Source organism: Methylocaldum sp. (assembly GCF_035627495.1).
Classification (GTDB): domain Bacteria; phylum Pseudomonadota; class Gammaproteobacteria; order Methylococcales; family Methylococcaceae; genus Methylocaldum.
The window spans coordinates 39,546-59,761 of sequence record NZ_DASPLO010000073.1 but is presented as its reverse complement, the minus strand read 5'-3'; the positions used below and the strand labels follow the sequence as shown (position 1 = coordinate 59,761).

At 58.3% G+C, this 20,216-nt stretch carries 17 protein-coding genes and 1 other RNA gene; 3 read left to right on the top strand and 15 right to left on the bottom strand.

Translation table 11 applies throughout. The features are described 5' to 3' along the window. Positions 1-269: 269 nt before the first annotated feature. Both sucD and sucC read right to left on the bottom strand, forming a co-directional pair. On the bottom strand, positions 270-1,139 hold the full coding sequence (sucD, locus tag VEB01_RS06195; protein WP_324873764.1) for a succinate--CoA ligase subunit alpha: 870 nt from the start codon (positions 1,137-1,139) through the stop codon (positions 270-272). Next, a complete protein-coding gene (gene sucC / locus VEB01_RS06190; RefSeq protein WP_324873762.1) occupies positions 1,139-2,296 on the bottom strand; it encodes an ADP-forming succinate--CoA ligase subunit beta in 1,158 nt (385 codons plus the stop codon). Before sucC ends, sucD begins: the two co-directional genes overlap by 1 nt. Before the next feature lie 263 nt (positions 2,297-2,559). On the opposite strand from sucC, the gene VEB01_RS06185 reads away from it, so the two are divergent. Continuing rightward, positions 2,560-4,179 (top strand): sensor histidine kinase, encoded by a 1,620-nt coding sequence (locus VEB01_RS06185; RefSeq protein WP_324873760.1) that lies wholly within the window; start codon positions 2,560-2,562, stop codon positions 4,177-4,179. Continuing rightward, the gene (locus tag VEB01_RS06180; RefSeq protein WP_324873758.1) at positions 4,176-5,525 is read left to right on the top strand and encodes a sigma-54-dependent transcriptional regulator; all 1,350 of its coding nucleotides are present in this window, start codon (positions 4,176-4,178) and stop codon (positions 5,523-5,525) included. The genes VEB01_RS06185 and VEB01_RS06180 overlap by 4 nt, the downstream gene beginning before the upstream one ends. 116 nt (positions 5,526-5,641) lie before the next feature. On the opposite strand, the gene VEB01_RS06175 is transcribed toward VEB01_RS06180, so the two are convergent. The 10 genes from VEB01_RS06175 to VEB01_RS06130 all read right to left on the bottom strand — a co-directional run bounded on the left by VEB01_RS06175 (position 5,642) and on the right by VEB01_RS06130 (position 15,759). Then, positions 5,642-6,049, bottom strand: coding sequence for a hypothetical protein (locus VEB01_RS06175; protein WP_324873756.1), 408 nt, complete (start codon positions 6,047-6,049; stop codon positions 5,642-5,644). A 198-nt stretch (positions 6,050-6,247) separates the two neighbouring features. After that, positions 6,248-6,323: non-coding RNA, sX9 sRNA (locus VEB01_RS06170), on the bottom strand. A 61-nt stretch (positions 6,324-6,384) separates the two neighbouring features. Beyond that, positions 6,385-8,187: a lipid A export permease/ATP-binding protein MsbA gene (msbA, locus tag VEB01_RS06165; protein WP_324873755.1), complete on the bottom strand. Its 1,803-nt coding sequence runs from the start codon at positions 8,185-8,187 to the stop codon at positions 6,385-6,387. 280 nt (positions 8,188-8,467) lie between these two features. Then, positions 8,468-9,565 carry a glycosyltransferase gene (locus VEB01_RS06160; protein WP_324873753.1) on the bottom strand — a complete coding sequence of 366 codons (1,098 nt, stop codon included), beginning with the start codon at positions 9,563-9,565 and terminating at the stop codon, positions 8,468-8,470. Beyond that, positions 9,562-10,623 (bottom strand): glycosyltransferase family 9 protein, encoded by a 1,062-nt coding sequence (locus VEB01_RS06155; protein WP_324873751.1) that lies wholly within the window; start codon positions 10,621-10,623, stop codon positions 9,562-9,564. The genes VEB01_RS06160 and VEB01_RS06155 overlap by 4 nt, the downstream gene beginning before the upstream one ends. Positions 10,624-10,626: 3 nt before the next feature. Next, positions 10,627-11,709, bottom strand: a complete 1,083-nt coding sequence (locus VEB01_RS06150) for a glycosyltransferase (RefSeq protein WP_324873749.1) — start codon at positions 11,707-11,709, stop codon at positions 10,627-10,629. 1 nt (position 11,710) lies between these two features. Beyond that, positions 11,711-12,394 carry a sulfotransferase family 2 domain-containing protein gene (locus VEB01_RS06145; protein WP_324873746.1) on the bottom strand — a complete coding sequence of 228 codons (684 nt, stop codon included), beginning with the start codon at positions 12,392-12,394 and terminating at the stop codon, positions 11,711-11,713. A gap of 18 nt (positions 12,395-12,412) precedes the next feature. Then, complete coding sequence (locus VEB01_RS06140; RefSeq protein WP_324873745.1) at positions 12,413-13,558, bottom strand: glycosyltransferase; 1,146 nt, start codon at positions 13,556-13,558, stop codon at positions 12,413-12,415. Further along, positions 13,558-14,682 carry a glycosyltransferase gene (locus VEB01_RS06135; protein WP_324873744.1) on the bottom strand — a complete coding sequence of 375 codons (1,125 nt, stop codon included), beginning with the start codon at positions 14,680-14,682 and terminating at the stop codon, positions 13,558-13,560. Before VEB01_RS06135 ends, VEB01_RS06140 begins: the two co-directional genes overlap by 1 nt. A gap of 363 nt (positions 14,683-15,045) precedes the next feature. Beyond that, positions 15,046-15,759 (bottom strand): TVP38/TMEM64 family protein, encoded by a 714-nt coding sequence (locus VEB01_RS06130; protein WP_324873742.1) that lies wholly within the window; start codon positions 15,757-15,759, stop codon positions 15,046-15,048. A gap of 106 nt (positions 15,760-15,865) precedes the next feature. Between VEB01_RS06130 and corA the strand changes: the two genes are divergently transcribed. Further along, the gene (gene corA, locus VEB01_RS06125; protein ID WP_324873740.1) at positions 15,866-16,831 is read left to right on the top strand and encodes a magnesium/cobalt transporter CorA; all 966 of its coding nucleotides are present in this window, start codon (positions 15,866-15,868) and stop codon (positions 16,829-16,831) included. Between the two features lie 24 nt (positions 16,832-16,855). On the opposite strand, the gene VEB01_RS06120 is transcribed toward corA, so the two are convergent. The 3 genes from VEB01_RS06120 to VEB01_RS06110 are packed head-to-tail and all read right to left on the bottom strand — an operon-like array spanning position 16,856 to position 20,003. Beyond that, entirely contained in the window at positions 16,856-17,806 is a 951-nt protein-coding gene (locus tag VEB01_RS06120; protein ID WP_324873738.1) for a glycosyltransferase family A protein, read from the bottom strand. Positions 17,807-17,851: 45 nt separating this feature from the next. Further along, on the bottom strand, positions 17,852-18,829 hold the full coding sequence (locus VEB01_RS06115) for a glycosyltransferase family 2 protein (RefSeq protein ID WP_324873736.1): 978 nt from the start codon (positions 18,827-18,829) through the stop codon (positions 17,852-17,854). Next, on the bottom strand, positions 18,822-20,003 hold the full coding sequence (locus VEB01_RS06110) for an O-antigen ligase family protein (protein WP_324873734.1): 1,182 nt from the start codon (positions 20,001-20,003) through the stop codon (positions 18,822-18,824). The genes VEB01_RS06115 and VEB01_RS06110 overlap by 8 nt, the downstream gene beginning before the upstream one ends. Positions 20,004-20,216 lie beyond the last annotated feature (213 nt).

Sequence of the window (20,216 nt, the reverse complement as noted above, 5' to 3'; positions counted from 1 at the left end):
CACCCAAAATGTCCTTGGGATCCGAATAGCCTTTGAGCAACTCGTCTAACAGGGCGTCTTGTTTGGCTGTGTCACTGGTCATTCTTATTCTCCTTTTTGTCAGATTATACAAACCAATTACACAGTTCTTTTTACACCCCCTTCGTGTTTGAGCCCTTCGACTGCGCTCAGGATGAACTCCGCGAAGCGGCGTCGAAACACGTCAACTCAGACACTTCGATGCCGCTCTAAGCGCATCCCTGCCCCGGGCCGAATATCGTCGCTCGACGTCAACTCAACAGCGCGCTCATTCGCTGCCCCATATCCGTCGGGGTATCGACAACCTCCACGCCCGCCGCCCTCAACGCGGCCACCTTGCTCGTTCCGGTCCCTTTGCCGCCGGTAATGATCGCACCCGCGTGGCCCATGCGTTTTCCGGGCGGCGCCGTGAGTCCGGCGATATATCCGACGACCGGTTTCGTAACATGAGCCTTGATGTATTCGGCCGCTTCTTCCTCAGCGCTGCCGCCGATTTCGCCCACCAGAATGATGCCTTGGGTTTGATCGTCGTTCTGGAACAAAGCCAAAAGATCGATAAAGTCGAGGCCCTTGATGGGATCTCCGCCGATGCCGACACAGGTGCTCTGACCGAGCCCGGCCTTGGTGGTTTGATGCACCGCCTCGTAGGTCAGCGTGCCGGATCGGGACACGATGCCCACCGAACCCTTTTGATGAATAAAGCCGGGCATGATGCCGATCTTGCATTCGCCGGGCGTGATCACGCCGGGGCAGTTGGGGCCGATCAGGGCAGTGTCGTAATGAGCCAGGGCCGCCTTGACCCGTAGCATATGCAGCACGGGAATGCCCTCGGTTATGCAGACGATCACTTCTATCCCCGCGTCGGCCGCTTCCAAAATGGCGTCCGCCGCAAACGGCGGGGGAACGTAAATCATGCTGGCCGTAGCACCCGTCTCGCGTACCGATTGCTTGACCGTGTCGAACACCGGCAAATTCAGATGGGTTTGCCCGCCGCGCCCCGGCGTCACGCCGCCGACCAGCCGGGTACCGTATTCCAGGCACTGCTGAGAATGGAAAGTAGCTTGTTTGCCGGTGAATCCCTGGCAAATGACTTTGGTGTTCTTGTCGACGAGTATGCTCATTACGCAGCCTCCACAGCCTTCTTCGCCGCCTCGTCCAAATCCGACGCGGTAATCAGCGCCAAGCCGGATTGCTCGAGCAAGCGCCGGCCCTCCTCGGCATTGGTTCCTTCGAGCCGAACGACCACCGGCACCTGAACGTGCACCTCCTTGACCGCCGAAATGATGCCTTCGGCAATCAGGTTGCAGCGTACGATACCGCCGAAGATATTCACCAAAACGGCTTTGACCTTCTCATCGGACAAAATCAACTTGAACGCTTCGGCGACTTTCTCCGCCGTGGTCCCGCCGCCCACGTCCAGGAAGTTGGCCGGCTCGCCGCCATAAAGCTTGATGACGTCCAGCGTCGCCATAGCCAGTCCCGCGCCGTTCACCATGCAGCCGATATTGCCGTCCAGCGTGACATAGCTCAAACCGTGCTGGCGGGCGGCGGACTCCTTGGCGTCCTCCTGGGTCGGGTCGCGGAGTTCCGCCAAATCCATATGAGCGAATAAAGCGTTGTCGTCGACATTGATTTTGGCATCCAGTACCAGCAGCGCACCGTCTTCCGTCACCACCAGCGGATTGATCTCGATTTGGTTCAAGTCCTTGTCCAGGAACAGCCGGTACATGCCGTTCATGATTTTGGTCAAAGCGCCGATCTGATCGCCCTGAAGCCCGAGGGCGAAGCCGATTTCGCGGCACTGATAGGGCTGAAGGCTCGCCGCCGGATCGACTGTCAAGCTCAGGATTTTTTCGGGATGCTGCGCGGCCACTTCCTCGATATCCATTCCGCCGGCACTGGACGCCAAAAACAGCACCCTGGCGCTGGTTCTATCCACCACCGCACTCAAATAAAGTTCCCGCGCTATTGGACGGACTTCCTCGACCAGCACGGCATTTACGGGCAATCCGGCGCTGCCCGTCTGGGCCGTCGCCAAGCGTGAACCTAGCAATTGTCCGGCCGCGGCCCCGACGGCATTAACGCTGTCGACCAGCTTGACACCGCCCGCCTTGCCCCGCCCGCCGGCATGGACTTGGGCCTTTACCACCCACCGATCGCCTCCCAGAGCCGTCGCCGCTTCGATGGCCTCTCTCTCCGAAAACACCGGCGTTCCGCGCGGGACCGGCAGTCCGTAAGACGAGAGCAAATGCTTCGCCTGATACTCATGTAGGTTCATTGGATACTCCGTCTGGGACTCGCGCTGGGCATCAATCGTCAAATCGATGCTACTCTTAACGTGTCCCGCTATTCTAATAGACCTGCTCAGAAACCGCACTGAAGCCATGCCGATCCACCATGCACCAACCTCAGATCCGCGGACGTCTCCGCGCCTGCCGAGACGAATGAGCCGGCAGCGCGTCCAACCGGTTGCACGGGTTCGCGGCGCGGGATGATCGGTCGAACATCGGGCTCTGCGGCTTTTAACGGTTTCAACGGACAATGGCCTTCGACAACAAGCACATAACGCCCTGTCCGTTCTCCAAACATTACAGCATCCCCGAAAACCAAGCCTGGCAGTCGCTGACCGTCTATCTACTGTACCGGCTGACGCTGGGAAGCGTTCTGGTCTTCCTGTTTTTTCTCGGTGCGCTGCCTTCTTCACTGGGCAAACACGACCCCGGGCTCTACGCGGTAGCCAGCAGCGTCTATCTGGGATCGATCTTTTTCTCGGCCATTCCGCTGCTCCTGCGCCGCCCCGCTTTCTCTTTTCAAGCTCAGCTGCACGTGCTAACCGATATCGTCATGATTCCCATCATCATGCACGCATCGGGAGGTGTGGAGGCCGGCGTCGGCGTGTTATTGGCCTTATCCGTGGCGGCCGGCGGCATTTTGACCGGCGGACGCTGTGCTTTGCTGCTGGCCGCGCTGGCTAGCGTAGCGGTGCTGATAGAAGAGGTTTACGCCGATCTCTCCGGCGCTTTCAATACTTCCTATACCTATGCGGGCATGCTCGGAGCCTCGTTCTTCGGCATCGCAATTCTCGCCTTGGTCCTGGCCAAACGCGCTGAACAAAGCGAAGCAATCGCCGTGCAACGGAGCGTGGATCTGGCCAATCTTCAGCAGCTCAACGAATTCATCATCCGTCACCTGCAGTCGGGCATCCTCGTCATCGATGAACAGCACCGCATACGGATGATGAACGACTCCGCCGCCCGACTCCTCGCCATACCCTCGCATCCTCAGTCCCTGGATGCCGCTTGCCCTGAAATCGCCGAGCTGTTTTGGGATTGGTTGGACGATCCGACCCATAACACGGCTGGCCTTCGCTCCGGCGGAGGCCAACCTATTCAGATTCGCTTCACCCGCCTCGGCCGCACCTGGCCTCCGATCTACATGGCATTCCTGGAAGACAACGCCTTGTACAATCAGCGGGTGCAGCAAAGCAAGCTGGCATCCCTGGGACGTCTTACGGCCAGCATCGCCCACGAGATTCGCAACCCCTTGACCGCCATCAGCCATGCCACTCAGCTCTTGGCGGAGTGCCCGTCGCTGCAACCGGAGGACCGGCGCCTGACCCGAATCGTCCTCGACCATACGGCACGGGTAAACGTCATCATCGAGAACGTGCTTCAGATCTCGAGGCGAGGCCAATCGAAACGGGAAATCGTCCCCTTGGCGTCTAATTTGAAAAAATTTCTGCACGACTACCGAATCGAGCAACGGGTGCACGAAACAAGCTTTCGGCTCGACGTCGAAACCATCGGTGCGCAGGTCTTGGTCGATCCCAGCCACCTCAAACAGATTCTTGAAAATCTTTGCTCGAATGCGCTGAAATACGGCGAGCCGCAGCGCGGGGCCATCCTGGTCCGCGTGAAGCGCGACAGAGGCGAACCGTGCATCGAGATCATCGATCACGCATCGCCCATCGATAGCCAAACGGTTCAGCAAATGTTCGAACCTTTTTTCACCACATCTACCAAGGGTACGGGACTCGGGCTTTATATCGCGCGTGAGCTGGCCGAACTCAATCAAGCTAAACTGGAATATGAGCCCGTCGCAGACGGCGGTTGCTTCCGGCTCCGTTTAGCCGACGCCGAAAAAACCACCATCGAATTATGAACAGACCGTCCGCCCTGGTTGTCGACGACGAACCCGCCATTCGTGAACTGCTGGAGATCACGCTCGAGCGCATGGATATCGAAGTGCAATCGGCCGGAGAATTACGACATGCCAGAGAGTTCCTGCAAAATCGGCACTTCGATCTTTGCCTGACGGACATGAGGCTGCCCGACGGCGATGGGTTGGATCTGGTGGAGTACATCCAACTCAACCATCCGGCATTGCCGGTAGCGATTATCACCGCGCACGGCAACATGGAATCGGCTATCCGCGCTTTGAAGAACGGCGCTTTCGACTTTGTCTCTAAGCCGCTGGATCTGCAAATCCTGCGGAACCTCATCAACACGGCGCTCAAGCTCGGCCAGCAAGAAAACCGGGACCGCCGCTCCCGCCATATATTGCTCGGCGATTCTCAGGCGATGCGGGAAATCCGCTCCAAAATCAGCAAGCTGGCGCGCAACCAAGCGCCTATCTTTATCAGCGGCGAATCGGGCACGGGCAAGGAATTGGTCGCCAGGCTGATTCACACCATGGGCCCCCGGGCCGAAAAGCCGTTCGTTGCCGTGAACTGCGGCGCGATACCGCACGACCTTATGGAAAGCGAATTCTTCGGCCACAAGAAAGGCAGTTTTACCGGGGCCGTCGGGGACAAGCAGGGGCTATTCCAAGCGGCCCACGGCGGCACTCTGTTTCTGGACGAGGTCGCCGACCTGCCCCTCTCGCTACAGGTCAAACTGTTGCGCGCGATTCAGGAAAAATCGATTCGCCCGCTGGGGGAGCCTCGGGAAATTCCGGTGGACGTAAGGATCGTAAGCGCGACGCACAAGAATCTCGCGGAAATGGTCCGGAATGGCGATTTCCGACAGGATCTTTTTTACCGCATCAACGTCATCGAGATGCATGTCCCGCCCTTACGCGAGCGCCGCAGCGATATTCCCGTCCTGGCGGACCATATACTCGCCAAGCTCGCGGCAGCCGGCCGGGACACCAAGGCCGAGTTGACTCCCGAAGCCTCGACCGCGCTTCTGAGTTATCCGTTTCCGGGCAACGTGCGGGAGCTCGAAAATATTCTGGAACGCGCCGTCGCCCTCTGCGAAGGCTGTCGAATTCAGGTCGAGGACTTGAACCTTCCGGAAATGGCCGGGCCAGATTTGCCGGCAACGCCGGAGGATAGACCCGTGGGGGCACACGGCTTGTCGTTGGAAAGCTATATGGATGAGATTGAGAAGCAGGCGATTATCAAAGCGCTGGAAAAAACCCGATGGAACCGGACGGCAGCGGCGAAACATCTGGGAATAACGTTCCGGGCCCTGCGCTATAAGCTGAAGAAGCTAGGGCTGGACTGAACGAATGCGGGAGAATCGGCGAGGATGGACGGCCGAGACATACAGCGGAGGCAAGTCAGCCGTCGCCCTAAAGCATCTTAGATGCCTCCCCCGTGGCTCAAGGTATCGAAAGCCGATTAAGCCCGATATTTATCCAAAGTCTTAAGCTTATCCAAAGCGTCTTTGATCTTCTGGGTAGCCGCCTCGTTCAGCTCCGCAGGCTTATAGACCCGGTCCAGCAATCCTTCCGCGACCAAAGCCTCTTTAACCCATTTCTTGGCGAAACGATAATTCGTAGGCGCCGGCGAGACTTCGCCCGTGGCCGGATTACGCAACTGTCCGCCGCGCTCGGTTTCCGCCGCTTCCTTCTCGGTGGACTCGGCAGTTTCAGCGGCAGCCGCCGGTGCGCTGACGGCCTCCTCGGATTTCGGCTGAAGCGCCGGCGCGGACGACGGTGTGCTATCCGTTTGAGATACGGTCTTGAATACCTCGTAGATCACAAATATGACAAAGATCACCGTCAGACCGACTAGCAATTGCATCATGATCTCTCTCCTTCTTTTCTCTTCTTGTAGTTTTTACCGACTCGCTAACCGCCAGCTTAGACTTGCAAGCGTCACCGCTGCGGTTACGCGCGAGCGGACACACCATAGGCCGAAACGAATCAAACCGCAATATCTCTATTGACTTTAGTCAAAACTTTACGCAAAAGATCCCCGAAACTCGCCAATTTCTTAAGAATCTGCTTGCAAAACGTAGCGAGCGGGCGTCAGGCGGGGGAGGCCGGCGCGGAGGACCCGGCGTGTACACAGCGTACATGAGGAAGCCGAGCACCGCCCGACCCCGGATCACGGTCGCGCAGTAGTTTTGCAAAGAGGTTCTAAGGCACCGCGTGAACGTGGGGCATGGGCTTGAGCGCCCTATGCTCGAACTGCAATCGATGAAGTTCCGCGTAATAGGACTGCCCGCGCAACAATTGCTCGTGGGTGCCGCTCTCGATAATACGGCCATCCCGCATGACATAGATCCGGTCCGCGTTCTGGATGGTGGACAGACGATGGGCGATGACCAATGTGGTCCGGTTTTTCATCAACACCTCCAGAGCCTCCTGGACGTGCCGCTCCGATTCCGCGTCCAGCGCGGAAGTCGCCTCGTCGAGTATCAGGATGGGGGCATTCTTGAGGACGGCGCGGGCGATGGCGATACGCTGCCGTTGTCCGCCCGAGAGAACGATACCTTGCTGGCCGACGACGGTGTCGAACCCTTGCGGCAGGTTTTCTATGAATTCCAGGGCATGCGCGGTCCTGGCCGCCTGCCGAATCTCCTCGAAAGTCACCGACTCTCGGCAGCCGTAGGCGATATTGCTGGCCACGCTGTCGTTGAACAACGTGACTTCCTGCCCCACGTAAGCGATGTGCCGGCGAAGGCTGCTTAAGGTAAGTTCCCGGATGTCCCGCCCGTCGAGCCGGATTTCGCCCTGGGTAGGCTCGTAGAGGCGCGGCAGCAAGCGTATCAGCGAGGTTTTGCCGCTGCCCGACTGCCCGACCAATGCGATGGTTTCGCCCGGCGTTACCGCCACATCGATAGTCTTCAGCGCGTAATCCCCGCCATTATGATACGCAAGGCTGACTTTTCTGAACTCGATATGCCCTTTTACCGCGCCAAGTTCTTGCGTGCCGGTATCGTGCTCGCGCTCCATGTCCAATAGCTCGAAGATGCTGTCTCCGGCCGCGATGCCCTTCTGCATGATGTTGACGACCTGGGTGGCGCGCTTGATCGGGCTCAGCATCATCGCCATCGCCGCGATAAAGGCGATCAAGCTGCCGGGCGTGATCGTGTGGCGTACCGACTCCAGGGAAACCACGTACAAAATCGCCGCGAATCCGCTGACATAGATGAGTTGTATGAGCGAGCCGCTGACGGCGTCGGTGACGATCAGCTTCATCTGCCGCCGCTGATTGCGTTCGTTTTCCTTAGCGAATTTTTCGGTCTCGTAGCCTTTCCCGTTGAACACCTTGACGATGCGTTGGGCATCGATCACTTCCTGCGCCACATGGCCGACGTTACCCATCGATTCCTGGATACGCATGCTGATCTTGCGAAAACGCTTGCTGACCTGGCGAATGCTGATACCGAGCACCGGGCCGACCACCATGAAAACCAAGGACAACTGGACGTTTTCGTAAACCATCAGCGCGGTCAGGCCGACGATAGTCAGCCCATCCTTGAACACCGCGACAACGCCTTTGGTCAAGGAATTCGCCACCTGCTCGGTGTTGTAGAGCAGCTTGGCGAGCAACTGCCCCGAGGACGAATGGTCGTAATAGGCACAGGGAAGATTCAGAAGCTGATCGAACAAATCCCGGCGAAGATCGGCAATGACTCGCCGTCCGACCCATCCCGAACAATAATCTCCGGCAAACCCGGCAATACCACGGGCAATCGACAAACCCAACAATATGAATGGCGCCTGGCGCAGAATTTCCGGATCGTTCTCGATGAAACTGCCGTCGATGAGCGGCTGAATCAGCTTGGCGAAAGCGGGCCCCAGCGAGGCATAGGCGATCATGGCCACTATCGAAGCCAGGAACATCTTCCAGTAGGGCAAAGCGTATTTGAGTAGCCGCCGATAGATGATCATTCCGTCGGTGAGTGGCTTTCGGTCGGATTGTTTTTCGCTCATGAGGTCGTCGTAGGCTGCGGGAGAAGTAAAGCTCTCCTAATTTTCAAAGCGTTCCTTCTGCAAAAATCGTCTCTTTTGGAACGTGTCGAAGTCATTAAATGGTCGCCGGAGCAATCGCCCCCCCGGCCCATAAATACGGTGATTATACCGGCGTCACGGCCGCCTTGGCGTTTGTCTTGTGGTTTTACGGCGGCTGCCGAGCGACCCGGAATTGCCCTGTCGTCTCGCACAAGCCGGACGGAAGAAATCTCGGGAGCACGACTGGCTCGGTAAGACTGGATTACCCGTCCGCGGTAGTCGATCCCGTAACTTGTCGGTATACCCGGTGATTGCCCTGCACCATGGCATCAACCGAAAACCGATCAAGAACCAGACGCCGCCCAGCCTGGCCCTGCTCGCGACGCCGCGTCGGATCGTCCAGCAGATCCTTGATGGCTGAAGCCAATGCGGTGCTGTCGCCGGGCTCTATCAGCCTGCCGTTGACGCCGTCCTTCACGACTTCGGGAATGCCGCCGGCCCGTGTCGCCACGATCGGAACGCCGCAGGCCGCGGCTTCCAACAACGAAACGCCAAGGCCCTCCATCCACGCGGGATGGACCACGAGATCGAGACAGGGCATCACCCGCGCCATATCGGTCCGATAACCGGCAAACGTCACGCTATCTTCAAGCCCGCGGGCCCGAACCGATTTCTGAAGTTCGGCCTCCATGGGCCCTTGGCCGAACAGCAAAACCCGTGTTTTAGGATGATGCGCCAAGACCATCGCCAAGGCGTCGAATAACACCTCGTGCCCTTTGCGGGCGATCAACTGGGCGATCATGCCGATCGCTATCTGGTTCTCTGCAAGACCGAATTCCGATCGGAACCAACCCGCGTCACATTCCGGATGGTAACGCTCGGTATCGACCGCGCTCGGAACGCAAACCACCTGCCCGGTCGGCACGCCCGCTTCGATGAGCACTTCACGGATGCCTTCCGATATGGTGACGATGGTTTCGAACAGCGGAAATTTGATGCGGGTATCGACCCAGCGCGGCGGATTGTCCACGCGCCGGCTGTGGATCATCGGGATTTTTTCCAGCCGTCCGGCCAAAGCGGCAAGGAGATCCCCCCGGCGGCTGTGAACGTGCAGCACATCCGGATTTTCGCCTCGGATCAGGCGCCGCAACCGGCCGATGAAGCCAAGATCCGCGTCGCCGCGGAACGGAAGCGGTCGAATCTTAACGTCCGGATTTCCGACGGCCTCGATGATCTCGGCCCCCGCGCTGCACACCAAGACATGCTCACCGGGCAACCGGCTCAAGCCATTGAGGAGGTAGGCCACTTGCCGGGCGCCGCCGTAAAGATGCCGCCCCATTTCCAAGTGCAGCACTTTCATGATCTCCCCTCCAGAAGTTCGCTAGCAGCGTCGAACACCTGGTCCACGGTATGAAGACGCATGCAATCGAACGTCCCTCCGCACGTGGGCCGCCGGCGGCAGGGCGAACATTCGAGGGGTTCGTAAAGCACTCTTGCCGTGGCGCGGCCCGTGTCCAAATAAGGCCGGGTGGAGCCGAAGATCGCGAGGGTCGGAACGCCTAAAGCGATGCCGAGATGGGTCAAGCCGGTATCGACCCCGATCAGCAGTCTCGCTTTTTCGATCAGCGCGGCGCACTGCCCTAAGGTGGTTCGCCCGGTCAAATCGAATAGCCCGTGCCGGACGCCGTGAACGATAGGCTCCGCCCGGCTTCGGTCGCCGGGTCCGCCGAGCAGGACTACCGGCAATCTGTGCCGGTACGTAAGACGCTGGGCCAGATCGATCCAGCGGTCGTCGAACCAATGCTTTTGAGGACGGGTGGTGAACGGGCAAATGACGGCATATTCCCCGGTCACGCCGGCCGATTCCAGCAGCTCGCGCCCCTTTTTTCGATCGTCTTCCGAAACGGCGGTATCGAGCGCGAAAGTATTGATCTGCCCGGTCAAGGTCTCGGCGAGCTTCCGGTATTCCTTGCCGATGCGGAAGTCATCTACGCTCCGGTCGATAATCTCCGTCATTAGAAACTGGCTGCCTTCCCGTGAACCAAGGCCAATACGCCGACGCCCGCCCGATAGCCAGGCCCAAACGCCGCTTTTGAGCAGCCCCTGGAGATCGAGTACCCAGTCGAATCGTTCGGCCCGAAGCGCATGAATCAAATCGTAAGCTTCCCGTGCGAATTCGCGGTAGTGTCGCTCCTGGCGCAAGGTTCGCCAGCGGCTCCGCGGCCAGAGGTAAACCCGATCCAAACGGGGGTTATGACGCAGGAGATCGGCGTTAGGAGATTCCGTCAGCCAAGCAATATGAGCGTTCGGATAAGCCTTGCGCAGCGCGGGAATCAGACCCGAGGCCATGATGACATCGCCGATGGCGCTGAGCCGGATGATCAGGATGCGCTTCGGCGAAGACTCGATTTCCGGCATCGCTCAGTAGCCCCTTTCCGCCATCAGCCGCTCGTACAATTCCAGGTACGCGCCGACCACCGCCTGGCGGCTGTACCGGCTTTGCAGGAATGCATGACCTGCTTCGCCGAGGGCGTTTCTTTCCGTGTCCGAAAGCGCCAGCGCCGCCCGGATTTGCGCCGCCAATCCCGCCGGATCGCCGCACGGCGCCAGGAGTCCGGTTCGCCCCTCGTCGATCAGCTCCAGGGCGCCGTCGGTGGCCGTGCTGACGACCGGCAAACGGTAATTCCAAGCCTCCAGGATGACATTGCCCAAGGGTTCGTGGCGGGACGGGCAGACGAACAAATCGGCTGCGGCGTAAAACGGGGCAGGCTGCCGCCAACCCAACCAGCGGACGCGCCGAGTCAATCCCAGGCTCTCGCTCAGCGTCTTCAGCATATCGGCCGAAGGTCCGTCGCCGGCGATGAGCAAGATCAGCGGGCGTCCGTTCGATTCGGCCGGAAGCGCGGCGAAAGCGTGCAATAAATCGTCGAAGCCCTTCTTGCCGATCAGGCGCCCCAGGGCGAACAGCACGAAGGCGTCGCCGGGAATATCGTGTTCATCGCGTAACGCTTCCACTTGTTGGCTTGAAAGTGGGACGGGCTCCGGCACGAAATTGCCGATGTGAAATACCCGATCCGCGGGAAGGCCGGATTTGACCAAGTAGTCGCAGATGCCCCGGGTGTTACCCACCCAGGCATGGGCATGCCGGTAGTAACCGTCGATCTTGTAGAAACCGCCCAGGCGGGCGATATGCACGGCCTTCGCCTTGGAAGGCAACCGGGCCAAGCGCGTCGCACGCCCCATGTAGGTCTGGACGATGCACGGTTGCTGGCGGGCCACCAGCTCGCGAATCCGCCAAACCGACCAGAGATCCCACTGGTTGGCGAGCGGCAGATGCATCTGCTCGATCGCGCTCGGCTTCAGGGCTTCGGCCACTGGACTATCGGGCCGGTTGACGGCGATCACCCGCTGCCCCGCTTCGTGCAGGGCGCCCAGCAAGCGCACGTAAAACTGATCCGCTCCGCCGAATTGGCGGCTGCCGAGGATGTGCAGCGACGGATACATTTCAACCGGTCAGGTTGGAGGCCAAAGGCTCGTCGAACCGATAGCCGAACCGCTCGATGTCGAGCCGGTAATGATCAGCCACCAGTTGTGCCGTCACGTCGTCGTAATAGCTTCGGTAATCTTTCCGGCGGTCGGTCGCTTTGCGGCTGTGCGGCAGCTTCGGCGTTTGAATGCCGATCCGCCGGCAAGCTTTTTCGAAGTCCTCGACCAAGAATTCGTAACGCCCGAGAAAATCCACAATGGTGTTGCCGTGCAAATCGATCACGTAATCGCTTTGCAGCTCCGTCGACATGTCGGCGTGGTACTGGGGCGGGCGGGCCGGATCGAATTTCCAGCGGAGAAAAGCCTCGAAACTATCGACGTGAGTAATGAGCTGCGGCCGCTCGCGGCGGATGTGGTGATAGGAACTCACCTGCAAATCCCAGGGATTGCGCACAAAGGCGAACTTGAACAAGCCCTCGAACACCTCCCGCGGCAGCATTTCCTTAGCAGCGATGATCTTGGCATGACGCGGGAATTTGGCCCCGATCTTGTGGCCGGTCATCTCGCTCAGTCTGCTGCAAAGAAACTGGGGAATCCGGTACGGATCGGTCCATTTTTGCCGCCACAGCGCATTGCGGATACTGGTGCCGCCGGTTTTGGCGATGTGGACGAATAGAAACTTGTATCTGAGGGAGAGCAACATGGATTCAATCGAGCTGTGTCAAGCGATATGTAAGATATTAGTTGAGCCGGAAGGAGCAAAGCCCAGCATCTCCAGATAGCGCGCCGCACTCCGCTCCAATGTGTATTCCGCCGCCGCTTCGCGAAGAAACCCGTTCGCCAGCGGTGATTGCAAAGTGTTCAGCATAGCGTCGGCCAATCGCTCCGCATCGCCCACCGGCACCAGCGGGCCGTACCGGCCATCTTGCAGAATTTCCCGCGGGCCGCTGGGGCAGTCGGTGGATACCACCGGCGTGCCCAAGGCCAAAGCCTCGGTCAGCACATTGGGCGAGCCTTCCCAGGCGGACGACAGCGCAAACAGCGAACTTCGCGCCATATAGGCATACGGATTGGCGACATGTCCGGGCAGAGAGATGTCGTCGGCGATCCCCAGATCGGCGGCCAGTTTTTCCAGCCCGGGGCGCAACCGTCCTTCGCCGAGGATCACCAGCCGCGAATTGATTACGGCCCGCACGCGGGCGAAAGCGCGGATCAAGGTCGAGAAGTCCTTTTGCCGCGTCAACCGTCCTGCCCCCAGGATGACGGGAATGTCCGATGACTCGAACCAAGGATGATCGGGCGGCATGCGGCTCTTTTCCAACATTTCCGGCGTGATGACCGGGTTTCTGATCACCGCGATTTTTTCGGGCGGCAATCGCGCGATCCGCCGCGTATCCTCCGCAACCCCTTCGGACACGGCGACGATGCGGTCCACCGCCGAATACACATCGCGCATCGGCCATTGGCGCGCCCAGCGGATCAGCGCGGGTTTGTTCGCCATAGCGGCCGAAAGGTGGGTTCCCAGACGCCCTACCAACCGGGTGTCGACCCGGCTCAAGCGCTTGGCGAGCACGGCGGCGCGGATGGCCCGGTCCTTGGCGGCCAATAGGGCGAACGGCCGTTCGGTTTTGAGGTAGCGGACCAGCCCCGGCACGGCCAAGGCGGTGTGCGTGACCCCCAAATCCAGAACCCGCATGCCCGAACCGTTCAATCGGATGAGTTCGGGTGCGGGTTTGCGCAATATGGCCAAGAGGTCCACCGCCAGCCCCGCCTGCAAAAACGCGGGCAGCAGATTCATCACCATGCGTTCCACGCCGCCGGCACCGGAAAACGAAATCAGTACGGCCAAACGCCGAGCCCGGTCCATTAAACATCTCCTTTCAGCAAATCAAGAGCATCTAAGTATCGCCATGCGCTGTTCGTTATGGTGTAGGGCACCGTCGCCTCGGACAGCGCTTCGGACGATGTCGGATTATCCAGCATTTCGGCGATTTTCCCCGCGAGGGCGGATGAATCTCCGACGGGGATCAACGAACCGTAGCGACCGTCCCTGAGCACTTCCCTGGGGCCGCTCGGGCAATCGGTCGACACCACGGGCGTGCCGCAGGCCATGGCTTCGATCAGCACGACCGGCATGCCTTCGCAGATCGATGTAAGACCGAAGACTTTGGCCCGGCGCATGTAGGCATAAGGGTTGGCTAGGAATCCCGGCAGGTCGATGTCTTCCGAGATGCCCAAATCACGGGCGAGTTGCAGGAGTTTGCTGCGCTGCCGGCCTTCGCCGCCGATGATTAGACGGCAAGGACGGCCGCCGCGCCGAAGTTCCGCAAAAGCCTTCAACAAGGTGGCGAAATCCTTGCGCGCGCACAATTCGCCCACGCCGAGGATGACAGGCGGCTCGCCCGGTGCGAACCAGGGATGATCGACGGTTTCTTCGGCCATAGCCGCGAACCTGTCCGTAAGCACCGGGCTGGGTACTACGGTTACGGCCGCCATCGGCAACCCGGCTATCTTGGCCAGATCCCCCGCCGCACCTTCGGATGGCGTCAGGATACTATCGGCATAGCGGTATAGCAGCCGGATCGAGGCCAACTGGCTGTGTCGGGCCCACCAGCCGCGGCGTTCGAGATTCTTGGAGACCGTAGTGCCTATCCGCACCGCCACGCGGGTATCGACACGAGCCAGTGCACGGGCCATCAACGCCGTGCGGTTCACCTTATCCTTGTCGCTCAACAAAACCTTGGGTCGGTTGCGGCGCAGATAACGGACTAGGGCCGGCAAAGCGGTGCTGACATGGGAGACGCCCAAATCGACCGTTCGAGCATTGTCCGGCAGCTCCTCCCAATAGGGACCGTGCCCCCCCACCTTGAGGAGATCAATTCGCAAACCGTACCGGGCGAATTCCGGAACCAGATTGCGCATGACCCGGTCGACTCCGCTGTGGCCGGAGGTCGCCAGAAACAAGGCCAGATCGGCGTGGTTTTTAGTCATGAAAGGGGCGCCCCAAAAGCGCCCAAGTATGCGCGGCTGCAGTTTTCAATGGTATACAGCGAAGCTTTGGCGAGAAATGCATAAGGATTGTTGACAACTCGGCAAGGCGAAATCGTTCTGAGCGCCGAGTTCTGCCGCCTGGTACCTCAGCTTTTGCGCCTGCCGCCCCCCGCCGCGAGCGGAAAAAACCCTTGATCAGATGAACGAAGGTATGCCCAATGCAGCCGTCGCCAAAGATGGAAATAAATAGACAAACTTGAAGACGAGTCATGAAATCTAAGGACGTCGATTAAACAGTTCGCAATTTCTTATGAAATCCTTAGATCAAGCGGCATGCGGCCCCACATTCCGCACAGCCGATCGCTAATCCCTATCGGCAAAAAGAGGAACCTCGGAATTCTTGCCGGTCACAAAACTGTGGAGCCGTTTCAGTGCATAGCCCAGAATCGCCGACGACCCCACAGCCAAGGCGATATATTCGGCAGCCTTGGCAAAATCGGCCTGGAGTAGACCGGCACCGATCAGACATGCGGTTATCGCCATGGGCAGGAACCCGATAAAGCTCCCCATGAGAAAATCCAAATGACCGACACCCGTCATTCCCAAAAGTACATTATTGTAGAAACCGTTCAAAGGAAGCTGTCGAATCAGCACTACGGCCAATACTCCATTTCGCTCAATTTGCCCTGCCAATCGGTCAAACTGACGAAAGCTCTTTAGTCCATAGCCCACTCCGAACCGGCGGATGATCAGAAGCGTTGCGTATGAGCCCAACAAAGTCGCCGCTTGGCTCCAGACGAGACCCCATGCAAAACCGAATGCCAATCCTCCGAGGGAGCACAAAATCAAGCGCGGCGCTCCGACCGCCGTGAGCAAAGCACCCGAGGCGGTAAAGATCAGGGGCGCCGCCAAGCCGTAACCCGCCAACTCGGCTTTGAGCGCCAACCCCTGGGCCAGCCAGCTTTTCAGCGGAGTAAAATAAAACACAAGCCCCAAAGCAAGCACGGTCGCAAAAGAAGCGCCGCGGAGAACGCCGCCCGTTCGCGTGGCGTCCATCAAACGTTGTACATCGACCATTAAAAGCCTATCGAGGGGAAATCATCCAATGGCTCGTATTATAAGTAACTAATACGAAACAAAAACCATGACTCCCACATAAAGTTATTAATAGAAGGGATTAATCATGTATGTCAGATGTACCGCGTATCGCGAAGGTCAACGAATCGGCGATATCAGCGTCGAAAAAATCAGCGAAACGCTTGCGGAACCGAATACCTTCGTATGGGTTGGATTGGTCGAACCCGATCCGAACGAACTGCTGCAAATTCAGGAGGAGTTCGGCTTGCATGAACTTGCGGTGGAAGACGCCCGCTCCGCGCATCAGCGGCCGAAACTGGAAGAATACGGGGGCTCGTTATTCGTGGTCCTGCACACCGTAGAGCGTCAGGACAACGAGGTTCACTTCGGAGAGACGCATCTGTTCGTCGGCAAGCAGTTTCTGATATCGATTCGCCACCAATCATCGCTCGGCTACGGCCGTGCCCGAGCCCGTTGCGAGAGCACGCCGCAGCTCCTGGCCAGAGGCTCCGGATTCGCGTTTTACGCCATTCTCGATCTCGTGGTCGACAATTTCATGCCGGTCGTCGAGCATTACCAGTCGCTTCTTGAAGAACTGGAAGAGGACATCTTTGAAAGCCGCTTGCATCGCGATGCGATGGAGCGCCTGTATGACCTTAAACGCTGTCTGCTGCGGCTACGCAATGCCGCAGTCCCTTTACTGGACATCTGCAACGCGCTGATGCGGCTTCACCCCGAAATCGTATCCAAGGACCTACGCGTTTATTTTCGCGACGTACACGATCATGTGCACCGCATCATCCGCGCCACCGACACCATGCGTGAAACCTTGTCCGATGCCATGCAAGCGAACCTGGCGCTGATCACGATCCGGCAGAACGAAGTCGTCAAGCGTTTGGCCGGATGGGGTGCCATTTTGGCGTTGCCGACCATGGTATTCAGCATGTACGGCATGAACTTCAAATTCATGCCGGAACTCAATTCCCGATTCGGCTATCCCGCCATTTTGGCGGGAACCTTGATCGGTTGCATCTGGCTGTATCGACGCCTCAAACGCGCCGAGTGGCTGTAAGAGTGACGAACAGGGCATCTTGCATCAATTGCGCGTCTCTTTCCGATTGGGCTTGTATCCTTCTTTGAAGCGCAGCCGATACAGGTCCACCAGCCAGCGGCAAAATCCGGCTGGCGCCAGTGCCAGCCACAACGGATCGTAACCTGTCAGCCGCCCTTGCTCGCGAATGCCGGCTCCGGCATGAAGGGAGAAACGGATGAAATCGACCATGCTGCGCCGCAGTTGGCGGCGGCTGAGCCATGGGCGATGCAGGGTGACGTCCTCCAGATAGTAAAGCTGGAATCCGCGCGGGTTACGCATGCGCAGACGAAAACGGTCGGAAGACAAGCCCTCGGTCTGGTACTCCACCTGCTGGAAAGGCTCGTTGACGCAGCGAAAAACGTAGTCGTGGGAAATCCGTTTCCACGTCAGCGAAGGCCGAATATGCCTTTCGCCGGAAAAGACCGGGTACGGAAACCGGCGCGCGATCTCCGTCCGAATTGCGTGCTTTTTGTCGCCGCCTCTTCCTAGGCGATAGCGCACATCGAGAAAGCTTGCATCGAGCGGATTGTGAGGATAGGGAATGGTCAGCGGCCGCTCCCCGTCCATGCTCTCGACCAAGCCTTCGACGCCGGCGAAACGTCCGCGTTCTCCCTCGGGGAGGGACTCCCAATGATGCCGGATACGTTCCAAAGTGTTCGGCAAGAGACGATCGTCCGAGTCGAGATTGAAAAACAGCCGGCCTTTGGCCAATTCCACCCCCTTGTTGTGAGCGGCATGCTTGCCCTGATTGTTCTGCTTCACATAAGTGACGGGAAATTCGACACCCGCTTTCCAACGATCGACAACGGCGGCCGTGTCATCGGAAGACCCGTCGTCGACGATGACGACTTCGAAGTCCCGATAAGTCTGGGCTTCAATGCTGGACAAAGCCCTCGGCAACAACCCGGAGCGATTATAGGTGGGAATAAAGACAGTGAAAGTCGGACTGCCCATAAAGATGAGTCCTCAAGACAATAACGCGTTTATGACGGGTCAAGCTTACCCGTCGGTATTGGATTTGAAGTTCGTTTCGATTGAGTCGATGATCCGCCAAAAGTCCAAGACCTGATGCTTTCGGATTTCGGCGCGTATCCGAAGCGCTTCCGGAAGGCGGCGCAAAGCGGCAAAGAAACCTTTGACATACACCACGTCGAGCCGCAGCAAGCGTCTGATGAACTGAGACAGGTAACCCGGAACGAGAAAGAGCATCAAGTCCTTACCCGGCATATGTGTCCATTCGAGCAGGAATCGATTGCGCACCCGCGTTTTCCTGACCCGATCGGCGGCCACGTTTTCGGAAATCGAACCTTTTCTTTCATGCACAACCCGGCTGGCAGGCTCCAGGAGCGTTCGCCAACCGCGTTTCCAGGCGCGCAATCCCAGATCGAAGTCTTCGGAATAAAAGGGCTTGTAAAGCGGCAAATATCCGCCCAGCGCCATAAACATCGATTTCCGCAGCGCGACGGAGCCTCCGGAGGCGAATAAGCTTTCCTTTGGCACAGTGGACTTCAAGTCGTCAGAATTCCAGCGCAGAGCTCTAAGGCGGCCCCGTTTCATCCGATAACACCGCCACGATACCGGATTTACTCGGCCATCCTCGTCCAGAACCAAGGGCGATACGGAAAAAACATCGGTCTTTTCCAGATGCCGGATTAGCGGCGCCATGAAGTCCTCGTGCGGGCGCACATCGGAATTGAGAAAGATCAGGAACTCCGCTTCGGCGGCCTCGACTCCCGAATGGATCGCTTCGGCGAAGCCCCGATTGGTTTCATGGGATACGACTCGAACCGAAGGAAACTCGGCGCGGAGCATCTCGGCACTTCCGTCCCCCGAACCGTCATCCACCACGATGATCGAGCAGGCGCCGGGATAAGCGGCGGCGGCCGTTATCACGAAAGGCAGATTGCGGCGCAACAAATGCACCCCGTTAAAATTGGGAATAATGACGCCAACAGGCGGAAAACCAGGCTTATCCATTCAATCGGTTGCTTTTGAAGAAACGAAAACCGGCTCCCAGAACCAAACTCAACGGATAGAGCGTCGATCGGGAGAAAAAAGGCAGTGTAAGAAAGGCATGCACCAGATGGACCGTCGTCACGACAATCAAAAGAATGCCTACTTGTCTGCGGGCAGAATTATCGGCAGTGGCGGCATGGACCGCGAGCTTCGCGAAAAACAGCCCATAGGCGGTGATTATAAGGATAAGTCCGACCATTCCATGGCTGTACAGCAGTTCCAGCAGAAAATTATGCGGAAAGGAAAAATCGACCACGGAGTGAAAGCTCGAATAAGCCTGATAATCCCGGTAGAACTGCCCGAAGCCATGCCCGAAAATCCATTCGAGAACCGAGCTCGCCAATTGCATCTCGCTGGTCTCTATCCAGATAGCCACCCGCTCTTCCTTCAGTAAATTACCGAAGAGATCATCCATCCTGGCGTCGAATCCGTAAATTCCAGATGCATACAACAAGCCGGGAATAATCAGAATCGCCACGAAGGTCATCCAACGGTACCGGACCGCCAAGAACGGGACGATCACCAGCGAGCCGGCCAGTAATGCCAGAAAGCCCGGTCTGGACTGAGTCTTCAGCAACAACAGCGCATCGCCGAGCGACGCCAACACGAACAGCCACCGCAGCCACCCTCCTGTCACGGCCGAAAAATAGAACAGGATCGGCAGCGTCAGTACGCAATAGAGCGCCGGGAAATGCGGATTGGAGAATAGGCCGAACTTGTCCGGGTAAATCGAAAAAGCAAGCCACTGGGCGACAACGTAGAATACAGCCAGCACGGCAACTACCGGCTTATGGGTCAGTTGCCGACGGTTGCCGAACCGCTCGGGCAGCATACCCACGCCGGCAACCGCCGCCACCGGCCATAACAGATGCTCCAAAAATCGAAAGTCGACCCTGCCGCCGGACGCCATGAGATAGCCTTGCGCGGTCAGCACGGCGACAAGGGCCAGCAGCGCGGCCATCGGTCTATCGATTCGCAACCCTCTGCGGAAGCGTAGCAGCAGGGCCAAACCACCGGCAGCGCAGCAGTACAGGAAAATTTGGTGGGTACCGAACCCGAACAGGAGAGAGATCGCATAACCGTATATCGATGCAGTCAGGAAATACGCGAAAAACCCGCCCTGGAATTTCGGCAAATTCCTCTCATTTAAGGCCACCGCCCCTATCATCGCGGCTGGTTCCATTACGTACCCCGGCGAAAATGTGTATCGTTGACCGTCCGCGTGAGGATGACTCTGTGCCCAAAAAGCCGGCGGAGCTGGAATGTCTTCACGCGTCGTGCGCCCTGCATTAAGTTCCGTGCAAAACTGGAAGTTGGAAGGGATCGTATTATAGCCGATACGCATCAA